The organism is Xanthobacter sp. YC-JY1 (genome assembly GCF_021730305.1).
Taxonomy (GTDB): domain Bacteria; phylum Pseudomonadota; class Alphaproteobacteria; order Rhizobiales; family Xanthobacteraceae; genus Xanthobacter; species Xanthobacter flavus.
Window position 1 is genome coordinate 246,958 of sequence record NZ_CP032674.1, and the last position, 14,469, is coordinate 261,426.

12 protein-coding genes are annotated in these 14,469 nt (G+C 67.0%); 10 read left to right on the forward strand and 2 right to left on the reverse strand.

Going from position 1 to position 14,469, the window contains the following annotated elements; genetic code table 11:
- Positions 1-3 precede the first annotated feature (3 nt).
- Both D7006_RS01235 and D7006_RS01240 read right to left on the reverse strand, forming a co-directional pair.
- Positions 4-819, reverse strand: coding sequence for a response regulator (locus D7006_RS01235; protein ID WP_237355253.1), 816 nt, complete (start codon positions 817-819; stop codon positions 4-6).
- The gene (locus D7006_RS01240; protein WP_237355254.1) at positions 809-2,104 is read right to left on the reverse strand and encodes an EAL domain-containing response regulator; all 1,296 of its coding nucleotides are present in this window, start codon (positions 2,102-2,104) and stop codon (positions 809-811) included. Before D7006_RS01240 ends, D7006_RS01235 begins: the two co-directional genes overlap by 11 nt.
- A 222-nt stretch (positions 2,105-2,326) precedes the next feature.
- Between D7006_RS01240 and D7006_RS01245 the strand changes: the two genes are divergently transcribed.
- The 10 genes from D7006_RS01245 (at position 2,327) to D7006_RS01290 (ending at position 14,460) form a co-directional block, all read left to right on the forward strand.
- A complete protein-coding gene (locus D7006_RS01245) occupies positions 2,327-2,710 on the forward strand; it encodes a response regulator (RefSeq protein ID WP_237355255.1) in 384 nt (127 codons plus the stop codon).
- Positions 2,697-4,778 carry an ATP-binding protein gene (locus tag D7006_RS01250; protein ID WP_237355256.1) on the forward strand — a complete coding sequence of 694 codons (2,082 nt, stop codon included), beginning with the start codon at positions 2,697-2,699 and terminating at the stop codon, positions 4,776-4,778. Before D7006_RS01245 ends, D7006_RS01250 begins: the two co-directional genes overlap by 14 nt.
- Positions 4,779-5,172: 394 nt before the next feature.
- Positions 5,173-5,541: a hypothetical protein gene (locus D7006_RS01255; RefSeq protein WP_024276908.1), complete on the forward strand. Its 369-nt coding sequence runs from the start codon at positions 5,173-5,175 to the stop codon at positions 5,539-5,541.
- A 100-nt stretch (positions 5,542-5,641) separates the two neighbouring features.
- The gene (gene maiA, locus D7006_RS01260; protein WP_237355257.1) at positions 5,642-6,277 is read left to right on the forward strand and encodes a maleylacetoacetate isomerase; all 636 of its coding nucleotides are present in this window, start codon (positions 5,642-5,644) and stop codon (positions 6,275-6,277) included.
- A gap of 70 nt (positions 6,278-6,347) precedes the next feature.
- Positions 6,348-6,956: a TRAP transporter small permease subunit gene (locus D7006_RS01265; RefSeq protein WP_237355258.1), complete on the forward strand. Its 609-nt coding sequence runs from the start codon at positions 6,348-6,350 to the stop codon at positions 6,954-6,956.
- 54 nt (positions 6,957-7,010) lie between these two features.
- Positions 7,011-8,900, forward strand: a complete 1,890-nt coding sequence (locus D7006_RS01270; RefSeq protein WP_237355259.1) for a TRAP transporter large permease subunit — start codon at positions 7,011-7,013, stop codon at positions 8,898-8,900.
- A gap of 49 nt (positions 8,901-8,949) precedes the next feature.
- Positions 8,950-10,038, forward strand: a complete 1,089-nt coding sequence (locus D7006_RS01275; protein ID WP_237355260.1) for a TRAP transporter substrate-binding protein — start codon at positions 8,950-8,952, stop codon at positions 10,036-10,038.
- Positions 10,039-10,115: 77 nt separating this feature from the next.
- Positions 10,116-12,518 carry a xanthine dehydrogenase family protein molybdopterin-binding subunit gene (locus D7006_RS01280; protein WP_237355261.1) on the forward strand — a complete coding sequence of 801 codons (2,403 nt, stop codon included), beginning with the start codon at positions 10,116-10,118 and terminating at the stop codon, positions 12,516-12,518.
- Positions 12,515-13,336 carry a xanthine dehydrogenase family protein subunit M gene (locus D7006_RS01285; RefSeq protein WP_237355262.1) on the forward strand — a complete coding sequence of 274 codons (822 nt, stop codon included), beginning with the start codon at positions 12,515-12,517 and terminating at the stop codon, positions 13,334-13,336. The genes D7006_RS01280 and D7006_RS01285 overlap by 4 nt, the downstream gene beginning before the upstream one ends.
- Positions 13,333-14,460 (forward strand): 2Fe-2S iron-sulfur cluster-binding protein, encoded by a 1,128-nt coding sequence (locus tag D7006_RS01290; protein WP_237355263.1) that lies wholly within the window; start codon positions 13,333-13,335, stop codon positions 14,458-14,460. Before D7006_RS01285 ends, D7006_RS01290 begins: the two co-directional genes overlap by 4 nt.
- Positions 14,461-14,469 lie beyond the last annotated feature (9 nt).

Here is a 14,469-nt window from a genome sequence, read left to right on the forward strand (position 1 = left end):
GCGTCAGTCGAGCTTGATGCCGAAACGGTCGGCCTGGCGCTGCACGAAGGCCTCCATGCGGCTGCGGCCCAGCTCGGTCAGCACCACAAGAATGCGCCGCCGGTCGCGGGCGTCCGGCACGCGCTTCACCAGCTCCGCTTCCTCCAGATCGTCGATGCGGCGCAGCGCCGTGGTGGTGGGCGCGCCGGAGGCGATGCACAGGCTGGTGACGGAGATGGGCCGGGCGCTCGCCTCGGCCACCGCGAGGTCGAGCATCATCTCCCACGCGGGATCGGAGAACAGGCCAGCCTGGAAGATGGCGTCGCGGTCAGCACGGGCGGCGACCAGCGCCTTCATGTAATTGGGCCGGGCGATGGTGGCGGGTGGATCGTCCTCACCGTTCGCGGCCAGCGCCTCGTCCTCGACGATGGCCAGCGCGCGGTGGATGGCATGGGCCACCTCCTCGGCGGCGAGCGGCTTCTGCAGGAAGTCCACCGCCTGGAGGCGCAGCGCGCCCACGGCGCGGTCGAGGGAGGCATGGCCGGTGATGACGATGGCGGCCATGGGGTGTTTGCGGCGCCGCACCGAGAGCTTCTGCAGCAGCTCGATGCCGTCGATGCGGGGCATCTGCAAATCGGTGACGATCACCTTCAGGGGATCGTTGCGCTGCACGAGATCCAGCGCTTCCACGGCCGTGGTGGCGGTGAGGGAGGGGATGCCGAGCATCGAGAGGCCGTCGTGCAGCTCTTCCAGCACGTCGGGGTCATCATCGACCAGAAGCACCTGCGGCTCGGCCATGGACGCTTCGCCCAGGCCCTGCTTGGAGCTGTCATTGCGCATTATCTGGCTTGGCGTCCTCGCGTTGGGCTTCCTCAGCCTTGACGTCCCCGGTTGTGGTGTCCGGTTTGTTCCATTCCTTGAACATCGCGATCAGTTCGGCAAGGGCAAGTTTGCGCGATATCAGATAACCTTGGACCAGATCGGCCCCCATCGCCTTGACCCGTGACAAATCCTCTTCGGTCTCAACGCCTTCGGCTACCACCTTCAGGCCGAGGCGATGGCCGAGCTGGATCAGCGCCTCAAGGATGCTGCGCGACTTCTCCGTGCCCCGGGACTGCACGATCAGCGCGCGGTCGACCTTCAGCTCGGTGATGGGCAGGCGGGCCAGCTGGAGCAGCCCGCTCTGCCGCTGGCCCACATCGTCCAGGGCGATGCCAAATCCCGCCAGGCGCATCTGGGCGATCGCCATCATGGCATCGCTGGAGGAGCCATAGAGCGCGTCCTCGGTCAGCTCCAGAATGACGTCGGCGGGGGAGAGCCCGGCATTGCGAACCGTGGTGGCGAGAAGGCTGGCGGCCTGGCGCTCGGTCAGAACGTCGATGGGCATGTTGATGCTGACGGGGCCGCGAAGGCCGGCCGCCTGCCATGCCGCGGCGCCTCGCGCGGCGGTCTCGACCACGCGGAGCGTGAGCCGTCGCATCAGATCCTGATTCACGCTTGCGGCCGCGATCACGGCAGATGGCGATATCCGGCCGAGGCCGGGCCACACGTCGCCGAGCAGCGCCTCGGCTCCCGCGAAGGTGCGGTGGTCCGGGTGGCACTTGGGCTGGAACATCACCGGGACGGTGTCGGCTGCAAGGGAAGCTTCCACCGAGGCGATCACCTGCGCCTCAGACGGCGCGCCGCCGGGGGTGCCGCGATCGAACTCCTGGGCCGCATCACCCCCGATGAGAGTCAGCAGCTCTTCGGGATCGAACGGCTTGTGCAGCGTGCCAAGGACACGGATGTTGCTCATGCGCCCGGCCTCCGCGGCGGCCGCAATCACATCTACGTCACTTCCGCTGATGAGGACCACTTGAGGGCTCAGCACGCAGCGACAGAGATTGCGCAGCACGTCCACGCCATCGATGCCCGGCATGTTCAGATCCAGCAGGAGAAGGTCGATCTGGCACATGAGGGCCGGGGTCACAGTCTCCGGGTGGGAGGTATGATCCACTTTGTGACCGGCGAATGTGAGGTATTCGGCTAAGTCTTCCCGGAAGGCGTCGTCATCGTCGAGGATGAGGATCCGCCGAAGCTTCGCGCGTCCGGCACGATGATTGACCGGATCGCGTTCGGCCGACATGGAATCCCTCTTTCGCGGCGCCTGAATCTTTTAGATTGCCCAAGGCGTTCCGCTCTTGTCTTTTATATTTCACTCCGGTTGTCACAATGCAAGGCGGCAACTGGTCCGGATTTCGCTCCAAAACGGAATGAGTTGGCCTTGACGATGGGGCGGGCGAAGCGTGGAGTGCGGCGCAGTTCCGATAACCGCCAATCAATACCGTCCGAACAGGTCCGACGGCAGATGAATCACGTTCTTATCGTCGATGACGAACCGGAATATCTCGACGAACTTGTCGAGGCGCTGGCCTTTCGCGGCTTGTCCACCCGCTCGGTGGGGCGCGGGGCGGATGCGCTCGACGTGCTCGCCCACGATCCCGATATCCGCGTGGTGCTCACTGATATGCGGATGCCGGACATGGACGGCGTCGCGCTGGTTGAAACGGTGCTCGGGCGATTCCCCACCCGCGATCTGCGCTTTCTGATGATGACGGGTCATGCCGCCGAGGCCGACATGGCGCGGGCCCGGGAGGTGGGCGTGTTGCAGTGTTTCCCGAAGCCGCTGGCCTTCGATGCCTTGTGCGATGCGCTGGTCGAGCTTGGAGGCGTCGCCGATGCCAACGCCTGACCTCCTCTCGCGCCCGGTCGGCCGGGGCTTCAACCGCGTCACGCTGATGCTGGGGGGGCTCGTCTTCCTCGTCGGCGTCATTCCGCTCGTCGCGGCGCTGGTGCTGTTCCAACTGCACAGCCAGGCCGAGATGGAGAAGGCGGAGATCACGGCGCACCGCATGGCGACGTTGCTGATGCGCAGTTTCGAGCAGGCGGTGGAGCCCATCGACGCCCTGCTGCAGAATTTCGCCAGCGGCCACGACACCACCGCCGCACCCTACCAGATCTACGAGCAACTGAAGGATTTCAACGTCCCGGCCTCGCTGGTCCAGCTCGCCGTCACGGACAAGAACGGGGTCATGGTCGCGACCAGCCTTGCTCCGCCCGGGCCGGAGAAGGTGGATCTCTCCGATCGCGAGCATATCCGCGTGCACATGGGCAAGGACCCGGCGAAGGGACAGCTCTTCATCAGCAAGCCCGTGCTCGGTCGCGTCTCCAAGAAATGGACCATCCAGCTCACCCGGCCGCTGAGCGACGCCCAGGGCCAGTTCGCCGGTGTGGTGGTCGCCTCCTATGCCATCAGCGACTTCATCGACTTCTACAAGCAACTGCGCACCGAGGAGGGCGAGCTGATTGCCCTGATGGGCACGGACGGCATCGCCCGCGCCCGCGCCACCAGCAAGACCAGCTTCGGCGACGACATCTCCAAATCCGCGGCCTTCATCGCCGCCATGCAGAATGGTGGCGGAACCTATCATCAGGCGAGCACCATCGACGGCGTGGAACGGGTTGGCTACACCGTGCGATCCGGAAAGTATCCGATCCTCGTCTCCGTCGCCTATTCCACCGATTTTGTCCGTGGCCAGACGGCGGACTTCAAGGCGGCGATCTGGAGCACGGCGGCCGGCCTCTCCATCGCCCTCCTGGTGATGGTCGCGGTGGGCGGCAGTTACCTGAACCTGCAGAAGCGGCTGGAGGCGCAGGAGGTACAGGCGCTCGCCCGACTGCGCGAAGCCAACGTTCTCGATGCCATCAGCCGGGTGCCCGGTGTCTCGGTGATGCATGTCACCCCGGACGGCGCCACCGAGATCGGCTCGCCGCCCGATGGCGCGCTCGGGTGCCTCATGCGCAACTATTTGGGCAGCCGACGCTTCCGCAACCTCGTTGAAGACCTGAGCGAGCCCCGCCACATCAACGAGCATCTCTCGGACGGCGAGACCGATGTCGAGGCCGAGATCGTCGTTGCACCCCTGCAGGGCATGGACAGGGGTGGCTCCGGTAGCCAGGAGGTGGTGGTCGTTGCGGTCGACCAGACCCAGCGGCGGATGGAGGAGCACAAGCTCTACCAGATGTCCAAGCTCGCCTCGCTGGGCGAGGTGGCGACGGGGCTCGCCCACGAGATCAACCAGCCGCTCGGCGTCATCCGCCTTGCCGCGTCCAACGCGCTCACCGGCATGAAGATGGGGCTGCCGCCGGAGCATCTCGTCTCCAAGCTCGACCGCATCGTGCAGCAGACCGTCCGCATGAGCCGCATCATCGACCATATGCGCATCTTCGGCCGCAAGAGCGATGAGCACCTCCAGCCCTCCCGGCCGATCGATGCGGTCGAGGGCGCGCTGCAGGTGGTGGGGGCGCATCTGCGCCTCGACAATGTCGAGGTCCGGACCACGCAGGGGCCGGACATCCCGCAGGTGCTGTGCCGGCAGGACCAGCTGGAACAGGTCATCATCAACCTGATCCAGAATGCCCGCGATGCCATCGTCGAGCGCCGCGCCCGCACCGGCAAGGACTTCCCCGGCCTCATCCACCTCACCGTCGGCTCCGAGCCCGGCAAGGCGGGCCGGGTGCTGCGCATCCGCGTGGAAGACAATGGCGGCGGCATCCCCGACGACGTGCGGGAGCGCATCTTCCAGCCATTCTTCACCACAAAGCCGCCCGGCAAGGGCACGGGGCTCGGCCTTTCCGTGAGCTTCGGCATCATCCGCGACCATGGCGGCTCGCTCGGCGTGGAAAATGGTGAGGGCGGCGCGGTCTTCACCATCGAGCTGCCCGCGCTCGAGGAGGAGCAGGCGGCGAAGGCCGTCTGAGGCCGCCCGGCGTGCCCTGTGCCGGGCATCCATGCCGGGCTGCAAGTACCTTACCCCGAAAGCTCATCTCCGCCGCGCTTTGCCGCGGATCCGACGGGCACGCTGCGGCCTGATCTGCGCGCTGCGCTGCACCATCGAAACGTGCATAATTAATCAGTGTTACATCCTTTATGGATTTTCGCCGATCAGCGAGGCGGCACGAATCTGCGCGATTTGCCAGCATTCAGCCCATATCGACGCCATTTTGCGGAATTCTGATGTGGCGCATTGACGGCCGAATTAATCAGTGTACTCCTATTAATGGAGTCCGCCGCAGGCGGGCGTCGCTGGAGCAGGCGTCGTCGGTCGCGTTGCGGTCGGGCTTGCCGTCTCCAGACGAAGAAGGGAGACAGGAATGGCTCAGGAGCCGCTTGCCACCAAGGGCAACTACCTTCACATCTACGACTTCACCATCAATCCCGGTGTGGAGGAAGAGTTCATCCGCGAGTTCGAGGACTTCGACTATTCGGATGGAAACCCCATGCACAAGTCGTGGGCGCAGGTGAAGGACGGCGTTCTGCTTCGTGATGAAGAAAATCCGCTGCGCTTCTATCTGATCGCCGAGTGGAAGGACATCGAGGAGCACGCCAAGATCCGCAAGATCCTGGCCGAGGAGATCAAGCCCTCCTTCATCCGCCACATCGTCGGCGGCAAGTTCGTGCCGCGCTACGCCAAGGTCGTGTCGTCCACGCCTGACGAAATCCTGGCCAAGGCCGCCGGCTGACGTTTCCGGGCGGCTTTGTGCCGCCCTCTCTCCGGCGATGGCTCCGCGCCGTCGCCGTTCCTTGCGTGTGAAGAAAAAACAAAACTTCCAGAGTGCGCAGATGGAACTCTACGGTTTCTTCCGGTCGTCCGCGTCCTACAGGGTGCGCATCGCGCTCGCCTTCAAGGGGCTGTCCGCGACGCCGCGCGCCGTCAGCCTGCCGAAGATGGAGCACAAGGCCGACGCCTTCGTGCGCCTCAATCCGCAGGGGCTGGTGCCGGCTCTGGTGGATGGCGCGCTGGTGCTCACCCAGTCGCTCGCCATCATGGAATATCTGGAGGAGACGCAGCCCGAGCCTGCGCTGCTGCCGAAGGATCCCATCGAGCGGGCCTATGTCCGCGCCTTCAGCCAGGCCATCTGCTGCGACATCCATCCGCTCAACAATGTGCGTGTGCTCAAGCATCTCGACCGGCTCGGCCATGACGAGGCCGCGCGCAACGCCTGGTACGCCCACTGGATCGCGGAAGGCTTCCGCAGCCTCGAGGCGACGCTCGCGACGCGGGGCCTTGGCGGCCGGTTCGTGCTGGGGGATGCGCCCGGCATGGCGGACATCTGCCTCGTGCCGCAGGTGTTCAACGCCCAGCGCTTCAATTGCGACGTGACGCCCTATCCGCTGGTGATGGGCATTTACGAGAACTGCATGGCCCTCGATCGCTTCGAGGCCACGCACCCAAAGTATCTGTCTGACGTCGCTTAGATTAGAATAGTTCTTGTTCCAGTTATAAAATTAATCGCCACTCACGTCCCCCTGCCCCGGGAGTAGAGGCATGAAAGCTCTATTGTCCTTGTCGCGCTCCATCGACGCGCTCAATGTTTTCGTCGGCCGGGTGGCCTGCTGGGCCATCTTCGTCGCCATCCTCGTCTCGGCGGCCAATGCGGTGGTCCGCAAGATGTTCGGCGTGTCGTCCAATGCCTGGCTGGAACTGCAATGGTACCTGTTCGGCGCAGTCTTCATGCTTTGCGCGCCGTGGACGCTCCAGCTCAACGAGCACATCCGCATCGATATCGTGGCCTCGCGCCTCAGCCGGCGGGTGACCAACATCATCGAGATCGTCTGCATCGTCCTGTTCCTGATGGTGTTCTCCACGCTGATGGTGTGGCTCTCGGTGCCGTTCGTGTTCGACTCGCTGAAGTCGGGCGAGACCTCCACCAATGCCGGCGGGCTCATCCTGTGGCCGGCCAAGGCGCTGATCCTCATCGGCTTTGTGCTCTTGCTGCTGCAGGGCGTGAGCGAACTCATCAAGCGCATCGCCATCATGCGCGGCGACCTCGCCGAGGCGGCCGGGGCGGACCTGCACGAGGCCGAGGCGGAGCGCATCCTTCATGAACTCGCCAAGGTGGACCCGCGGATATCGGAAGGCGGCATGAGGCCCTGAGGCCGCCACCCGACACGCCACCACCTTTCGCCCGCCCCGCCCGAGGCCGCCCCGATGATCGAGTTCATTGCCCATAACCTCGCCCCCATCATGTTTGCGACGCTGGTCGTATTCATGCTGCTGGGCTATCCCGTCGCCTTCGCGCTGGCCGCCAACGGGCTGCTGTTCTTCTTCATTGCCGTCGAGCTTTCGCCTTACGCGCCGGATGCGATTACCTTGTCCTGGCCGCTCCTCCAGGCGCTGCCGGAGCGGGTGTTCGGCACCATGGCCAACGAGGTGCTGCTCGCCATCCCCTTCTTCACGTTCATGGGGCTGGTGCTGGAACGCTCCGGCATGGCGGAAGACCTGCTGGAGACCATCGGCCAATTGTTCGGCACGGTGCGCGGCGGCCTTGCCTATGCGGTGATTTTCGTTGGCGCGCTCCTCGCCGCGACCACGGGCGTGGTGGCTGCCTCGGTGATCTCCATGGGGCTCATCTCGCTGCCCATCATGCTGCGCTACGGCTACGATCGGCGCCTCGCCTCCGGCGTCATCGCCGCCTCCGGCACGCTTGCGCAGATCATCCCGCCCTCCCTCGTGTTGATCGTGATGGCCGACCAGCTCGGCCGCTCGGTGGGCGACATGTATGAGGGGGCCTTCCTGCCCGGGCTCGTGCTCTCCGGCCTCTACGCGCTGTTCGTGTTCGTGGTGACGATCGTGTCGCCCAAGTCGGCCCCCGGCCTGCCGCGGGAGGCGCTCACCTGCTGCGAGCCGTCCGGGGCGCGCGGCGTGTGGCAGCTCGGCGTTCTGGTCGCCTATTCGGCCGCCGTCGCCACGGTGGTGATGCGCGACACCGGCATCAAGGCGGGCGCGGACTATGCGATCCTCGCCATCTGCGTGGCGGTGGTGGTGGCCCTCGTCAGTGCCCTGCTCAACCGCTTCCTCGGTGCGCGCCGGCTGGTGCTCTCCGCCGTCCTCACCGCAGCCTTCGCCGGCGCCTATGTGATGCTGCGCGAGAGCGGACATCCGACGGCGGGGCTGATGGCGGACATCGTCGCCGCCGGTGCGCTCTACGCCTTCATCGCCGGCGGCGTCGAGCGCTTCACCGGCATGCCGCTGGTCTCGCGCATGGCCGAGCGCGTCACCTTCGTGATGGTGCCGCCGCTCCTGCTCATCTTCCTGGTGCTCGGCACCATCTTCCTCGGCGTGGCGACGCCGACGGAGGGCGGCGCCATGGGTGCGGTGGGCGCCATGGTGCTTGCCGCGCTGAAGCGCCGTCTGGAGAAGAACCCCGCGCGCTTTTCGCTCTCCATCCTCACCCAGGCGACGCAGACGACGGCCAAGCTCTCCGCCTTCGCCATCTTCATCGTGGTCGGCGCGCGTGTGTTCTCGCTCACCTTCTACGGCATCAACGGCCATCTGTGGGTGGAGCACCTGCTCACCAGCCTGCCGGGCGGGCAGATGGGCTTCCTGCTGTTCATCAACGCGCTGATCTTCGTCCTCGCCTTCTTCCTCGATTTCTTCGAGCTCGCCTTTATCGTAGTGCCCCTGCTGGCGCCGGCGGCGGACAAGCTCGGCATCGACCTCATCTGGCTCGGGGTGATGCTGGGGGTGAACATGCAGACCTCCTTCATGCACCCTCCCTTCGGCTTCGCCCTCTTCTATTTGCGCTCGGTGGCGCCGAAGACTGCCTATCTCGACCGCCTCACCGGCAAGCGCATGGAGCCGGTGACCTCGGCGCAGATCTACTGGGGCGCCATCCCCTTCGTGGTGATCCAGCTGGTGATGGTCGGCCTCATCGCCGCCTTCCCCGGAATGGTGATGCACTACAAGTCGTCGGCCCCCACAGCCGATCCCGCCGCCGCCCAGCGCCAGCTCGACAGCCTCGATGCTCCCGCCAGCGGCCTCGGCCTGCCCTCCATGCCCGGCCTCGACGATTTGCCGAAGCCCGGAGCCGGGCTCTGACCCCGATTTGCCGACCGACGCCGACCAGTCAAAAATAAGGGGAATGACAATGAAGAGACGGACCTTCCTGACCCAGATCGCCGCCGGCTCCGCGGCGACCATGGTGGCCGCGCCGGCCATCGCCCAGAGCCAGCCCACGGTGAAGTGGCGCATGGCGACGAGCTGGCCGAAGAGCCTCGACACCATCTACGGCTCGGCCGTCGCCATGTGCCAGCGCATCGGCGAGCTGACCGAAGGCAAGTTCGAGGTGATGCCCTTCGCCGGCGGCGAGATCGTCGGCGCGACGCAGGTGTTCGACGCCACCAAGAACAAGACGGTGGAGTGCTCCCACACCCTCACCTCCTTCTTCACCGGCAAGAACCCGGCCTATGCCTTCGACGGCGGCATCGCCTTCGGCACCAATGCCCGGCAGCAGAATGCGTGGTATTATTACGGTGGCGGCAAGGCGCTGATCCAGGAGCTGTTCGGCAAGGAGAACATGGTCTCCTTCCCCTGTGGCAACACCGGCGTGCAGATGGGCGGCTGGTATCGCAAGGAGATCAAGACCGTCGAGGATCTGCAGGGCCTCAAGATGCGCATCGCCGGCCTCGGCGGCCGCATTCTGAGCAAGCTCGGCGCGGTGCCGCAGCAGATCGCGCCCGGCGACATCTATCCCTCGCTGGAGCGTGGCACCATCGACGCGGCCGAGTGGATCGGCCCCTATGACGACGAGAAGCTCGGCTTCAACAAGGTTGCGAAATACTACTACACGCCCGGCTGGTGGGAGGGCAGCGCCCAGATCACCACGCTGACCAACAAGGAAGCCTGGGACGCGCTGCCGCCCGGCTTCAAGGCCGCCTTCGAGACCGCCGCCACCGAGCAGAACCTGATGATGCTCGCGAACTACGACACCAAGAACCCCGAGGCGCTGCGCCGCCTCCTGGCCGCCGGCGTCGAGCTGCGCGCCTTCCCGCAGCCGGTGATGGAGGCTGTCTACAAGGCGACCCTCGACACCTTCGCGGAACTCGCCGCCTCGAACCCCGATTTCAAGAAGATCTACGAGCCGTGGAAGACCTTCCTGAACGAATCCAACGCCTGGATGCGCGTGGCGGACTTCCGCCTCGACTCCTTCCGCTTCTCCGCCCCCAAGTGGCCGTGAGCGGAGCCGTCGCGACCTGAGAACGATGCGGGGCGGCGGTCTCTGCCGCCCTGCCAGCCCAAGATTGAGGGGACGCCATGTCCGTCGACCAGGACACTCGGGATCATGAAACCCATCCCGCCGTCAGCGGCGAAGGCATCGGCGCCCGCGTCCGCCGCAAGGAGGATGCGCGCCACCTGATGGGCCGCGGCCGCTTCGCCGGCGACATCCGCATGCCCGGCATGAGCGACGTCGCCTTCCTGCGCAGCCCGGTGGCCCACGCGCGCATTCTCTCCGTCACCAAGCCGCAGGGGCGGGAGGGGGAGGTGTTCACCTCGGCCGACTGCGCTGATGTCGCCGACATCATCACCCGCTCCACCATCCCCGGCTACAAGCTCTCCGCCCATCCGCCGCTGGCGCGCGACAAGGTGCGCTTTGTCGGCGACATCGTCGCCATGGCCTATGCGCCCACCCGCGCCGAGGCGGAAGACATCTGCGAAGCCACCCTCTTCGACTATGAGGAACTGCCCGCCATCGTCGATTGCGACAGCGGCCGCGCCCCCGGCGCCGCGCTTCTGCATGAGGCGTGGGGCGACAACCTGTTCCTTGAAACCAGTTTCGATTCCGGTGGCATCGAGGAGGTCGCCCGCACCGCCGCGGTGAAGGTGGAGAAGCGCTTCCGCACCGGCCGCCAGTGCATGCACCCGATGGAGGGCAAGGGGCTGGTGGCGTGGTGGGATTTCCAGAACGACACGCTGGTGGTGAACACCTCCACCCAGGTGCCGCACATGATCCGCGCCGGCCTTGCCGAGACGCTGGGCCTGCCGGAAGCGCAGATCCGCATCGCCCCGCCGGACGTGGGCGGCGGCTTCGGCTACAAGTGCCTGCTCCAGCCAGAGGAAGTGCTGGTGGCGTGGCTGGCGATGACGCTGAAGCGGCCCTTCCGCTGGATCGAGGACCGACGCGAGCATCTCACCGCCGGTGCCAATGCCCGCGAGCATGAATATGTCATCACCGCCTATGCGGACGCGCGCGGCAAGCTGCTCGCCCTCGATGCGGAAGTGGCGGTGAATGTGGGCGCCTATTCGGTGTGGCCCTTCACCGCGTGCCTGGAGGCGGCGCAGGCGGGCGGCAATCTGCCGGGGCCGTACATCTGGCCCCACTATCGCTGCAAGACCTTTTCGGTGGCCACCAACAAGCCGCCCTTCGCCCCCTATCGCGGCGTGGCGCGGCCGGGCGTGTGCTTCGCCATGGAGCTGACCATCGATGCGGTTGCCGCCGCCGTGGGCCGCGAGGCGGTGGACGTGCGGGCGGAGAACCTCGTGCCCGCCTCGGCAATGCCCTATCTGAACATCACCAAGAAATTCTACGACAGCGGCGACTATCCGGCCTCGCTCGCCACCGCCCGTGAGATGATCGGCTTCGACGCCATCCGCGCCCGGCAGCAGGCGGGGGAAAAGGACGGCCGGCGCATCGGCGTCGGCTTCTCCACCTATACCGAGCAGTCCGCCCACGGCACCAAGGTGTTCGCCTCCTGGGGCACGCCGCTCGTGCCCGGCTACGAGCAGGCCACCATCCGCCTGAACCCGGACGGCAGCGCCGACGTGAAGGCGGGCATCCACACCATCGGCCAGGGGCTTGAGACGACGCTGGCGCAGGTGGCGAGCGAGATCCTCACGCTGCCCATCGCGCAGATCCGCGTGACGCTGGGCGACACCGCGACCACGCCCTTCTCCACCGGCGCCTATGCCTCGCGCGGCATGGTCATGGCCGGCGGGGCCGTCTCCAAGGCGGCGCAGAAGCTGGCGGAGAAGGTGAAGGCGCTGGCCGCCCACCTCATGCAATGCGCGGCCGAACAGGTGCGGTTCGAGGGCGGCGCCATCCACGGGCCAACCGGATCCGTGACCTTCTCCGAGATCGCCCGCGCCTGGTATCGCACCCCCGAGGTTCTGCCCGATGCAGTGGATACCGGCGGCCTGGAAGTGACCGAGGGCTACAAACCGGACGTGGACACGGGCCTCTTCTCCTACGCCACCCACGCCGCCCTCGTGGCCGTGGACGTGAAGACCGGCGCCACGGAAATCCTCGACTATGTGGTGGTGGAGGATTGCGGGCGCATGGTGAACCCCATGATCGTCGAGGGGCAGGCCTATGGTGGCGTCGCCCAGGGAATCGGCACGGCGCTGTTCGAGGAAAGCACCTACGATTCCGAGGGCCAGCCGCTCGCTTCCACCCTCGTGGACTATCTGCTGCCCGGCCCCACCGAGCTGCCCAAGGTGCGCATCGCCCACACCGAGACGCTGTCGCCCTTCTCCGCCCACGGCATCAAGGGCGTGGGAGAGGGCGGCGCCATCGCCCCGGCCGGCGCCATCGTGAACGCCATCAACGATGCGCTGAAGGGGCTCGGCGCCACCCTGTGCGAGATTCCCGCGACGCCGGAGCGGGTGCTCGCGGCCCTCGCCGAGGCGCGACGCACCACCTCCGGACGGAGCGCCGCATGAAGCCCGCCGCCTTCGACCTCACCCTCGCGACCTCCCTCGATCAGGCGCTCTCCGTGCTGGCAGGGGAGGGGACAAAGCTCGTCTCCGGCGGCTGCTCGCTGGGGCCGATGCTGAACCTGCGGCTGGCCCGCCCCGCCGCGCTCGTGGACCTGCGCCGCGTCAGCGAGCTGCGTACCCTTGAGGGCAGCGCGACCCATCTCGACATCGGCGCCGGCTGGACCCATGCGGAGATCGAGGACGGCGTGGTGCCGGACGTGACGGCCGGCCTCATGCGCCGCGTCGCGCACGGCATCGCCTATCGCGCGGTGCGCAATCGCGGGACCATAGGGGGCAGCATCGCCCATGCGGACCCGGCGGCGGACTGGATCAGCACCATGACCGTGCTGGGCGCGACGCTCCTCATTCGCGGGCGCAGCGGCACGCGGGCCTGCGCCATGGCCGACTTCATGCTGGCGGCCTACACCACCACGCTGGGGGCGGACGAGATCATCACCGCCATCCGCGTGCCGGTGCTCTCCGCCGGGGCGAAGACGGGCTACCACAAGGTGTGCCGCAAGACCGGCGAGTTTGCCCAGGCCATCGGCGCCGTTGTGGTGGATGCCGAGCGGGGCCTCGTCCGGGTGGTGGCGGGCGCCGTGGAGGCGCCGCCGCTGGTGCTGGCCGGGGCCGGTGAACGCCTCAAGGCCGGGGACATTGCGGGGGCGCGCGCCGCCGCCCAGGACGAAATCGAGGCCGTGCTGGCGGGCCATCCGGAGGCGTTCCGCGCGCTCCATCAGGTGGCCGTGGACCGCGCCTTCAGCGATGCGGGGCTCGCATGAACGCCATCACCCTCACCGTCAACGGCCAGCGCCTGTCCCGTCAGGTAGAGCCGCGCACCCATCTCGCCGATTTCCTGCGCGAGGAACTGAACCTCACCGGCACGCACCTCGGCTGCGAGCAGGGGGTGTGCGGCGCCTGCACCGTGCTCATCGACGGCAAGCCCCAGCGCTCCTGCATCGCCTCCGCCGCCGCCTGCGACGGGGCGGACATCCGCACCATCGAGGGGTTCGATGCCGATCCGCTGATGGCGGAACTGCGCGAGGCCTTCTCCGCCCACCATGCCCTGCAATGCGGCTTCTGCACGCCAGGCATGCTCATCTCCTCGCGGGACATCGTGAGCCGCCTCGGCGAAAGCTCCGAGCGCACGGTGCGTGAGGAACTGAGCGGCAATCTCTGCCGCTGCACCGGCTATGTGGGCATCGTGAACGCCGTGTGCGCCGTCTCGGCCGGCAAGTCTCCGGCGGCGCAGGCGGAAGTGGTCGGCATCGCGGCGGCTGCCGCGCCCGCCCCGGTGGTCGCAGCGGCGTCCGCTGTGAAAGCGGCGTCGGCGCCGGCGGCGGTTGGTGCCGGCGGCAGCGAGATCCGCCAGAGCCTCACCGTGGATGCCGCGCCGGAGGTGGTCTGGCCGGCGCTGAAGGACATCCACCTCATCGCCCGCTGCCTGCCCGGTGCCGAGGTCACGGCCTTCGACGGGGAGCGGCTGGAGGGCCGCATGGTCGTCACCTTCGGCCCCATCAAGGCGGCCTTCGGCGGCGACGCGACGGTGGCCTTCGACGATGCCGCCCGCACCGGCCTCGTCAACGGCTCAGGTCGCGACACCGGCTCCGGCTCAAAAGCCCACGGCGAGATCGCCTTCGCCCTGAAGCCGGCCGGCACGGGCAGCGCCATCGACCTCTCCCTGCGCTACCGCATCTCCGGCCCCCTCGCCCAGTTCTCGCGGGGGGCGCTGGTGCAGAACCTGGTCGCGCACCTGACAGGGGTGTTCGCCACCAATCTCGCCGCCGCCCTGAAGGGCGAGGCGCCGACCGCTCCGGCGGGGCTTTCGGCACTGGGCATTTTTAAAGTGGTGCTGGCAACGTGGGGTGAACGGGTGAAAACCTGGGTGAAACGCCCCCCGAACTGATACCGAACG

Bases quoted from the DNA above. Each gene is read 5' to 3' on its own strand.
- D7006_RS01235 (WP_237355253.1), bottom strand. From the start codon at position 819: ATGCGCAATGACAGCTCCAAGCAGGGCCTGGGCGAAGCGTCCATGGCC.
- D7006_RS01240 (WP_237355254.1), bottom strand. From the start codon at position 2,104: ATGTCGGCCGAACGCGATCCGGTCAATCATCGTGCCGGACGCGCGAAG.
- D7006_RS01245 (WP_237355255.1), top strand. From the start codon at position 2,327: ATGAATCACGTTCTTATCGTCGATGACGAACCGGAATATCTCGACGAA.
- D7006_RS01250 (WP_237355256.1), top strand. From the start codon at position 2,697: ATGCCAACGCCTGACCTCCTCTCGCGCCCGGTCGGCCGGGGCTTCAAC.
- D7006_RS01255 (WP_024276908.1), top strand. From the start codon at position 5,173: ATGGCTCAGGAGCCGCTTGCCACCAAGGGCAACTACCTTCACATCTAC.
- maiA (WP_237355257.1), top strand. From the start codon at position 5,642: ATGGAACTCTACGGTTTCTTCCGGTCGTCCGCGTCCTACAGGGTGCGC.
- D7006_RS01265 (WP_237355258.1), top strand. From the start codon at position 6,348: ATGAAAGCTCTATTGTCCTTGTCGCGCTCCATCGACGCGCTCAATGTT.
- D7006_RS01270 (WP_237355259.1), top strand. From the start codon at position 7,011: ATGATCGAGTTCATTGCCCATAACCTCGCCCCCATCATGTTTGCGACG.
- D7006_RS01275 (WP_237355260.1), top strand. From the start codon at position 8,950: ATGAAGAGACGGACCTTCCTGACCCAGATCGCCGCCGGCTCCGCGGCG.
- D7006_RS01280 (WP_237355261.1), top strand. From the start codon at position 10,116: ATGTCCGTCGACCAGGACACTCGGGATCATGAAACCCATCCCGCCGTC.
- D7006_RS01285 (WP_237355262.1), top strand. From the start codon at position 12,515: ATGAAGCCCGCCGCCTTCGACCTCACCCTCGCGACCTCCCTCGATCAG.
- D7006_RS01290 (WP_237355263.1), top strand. From the start codon at position 13,333: ATGAACGCCATCACCCTCACCGTCAACGGCCAGCGCCTGTCCCGTCAG.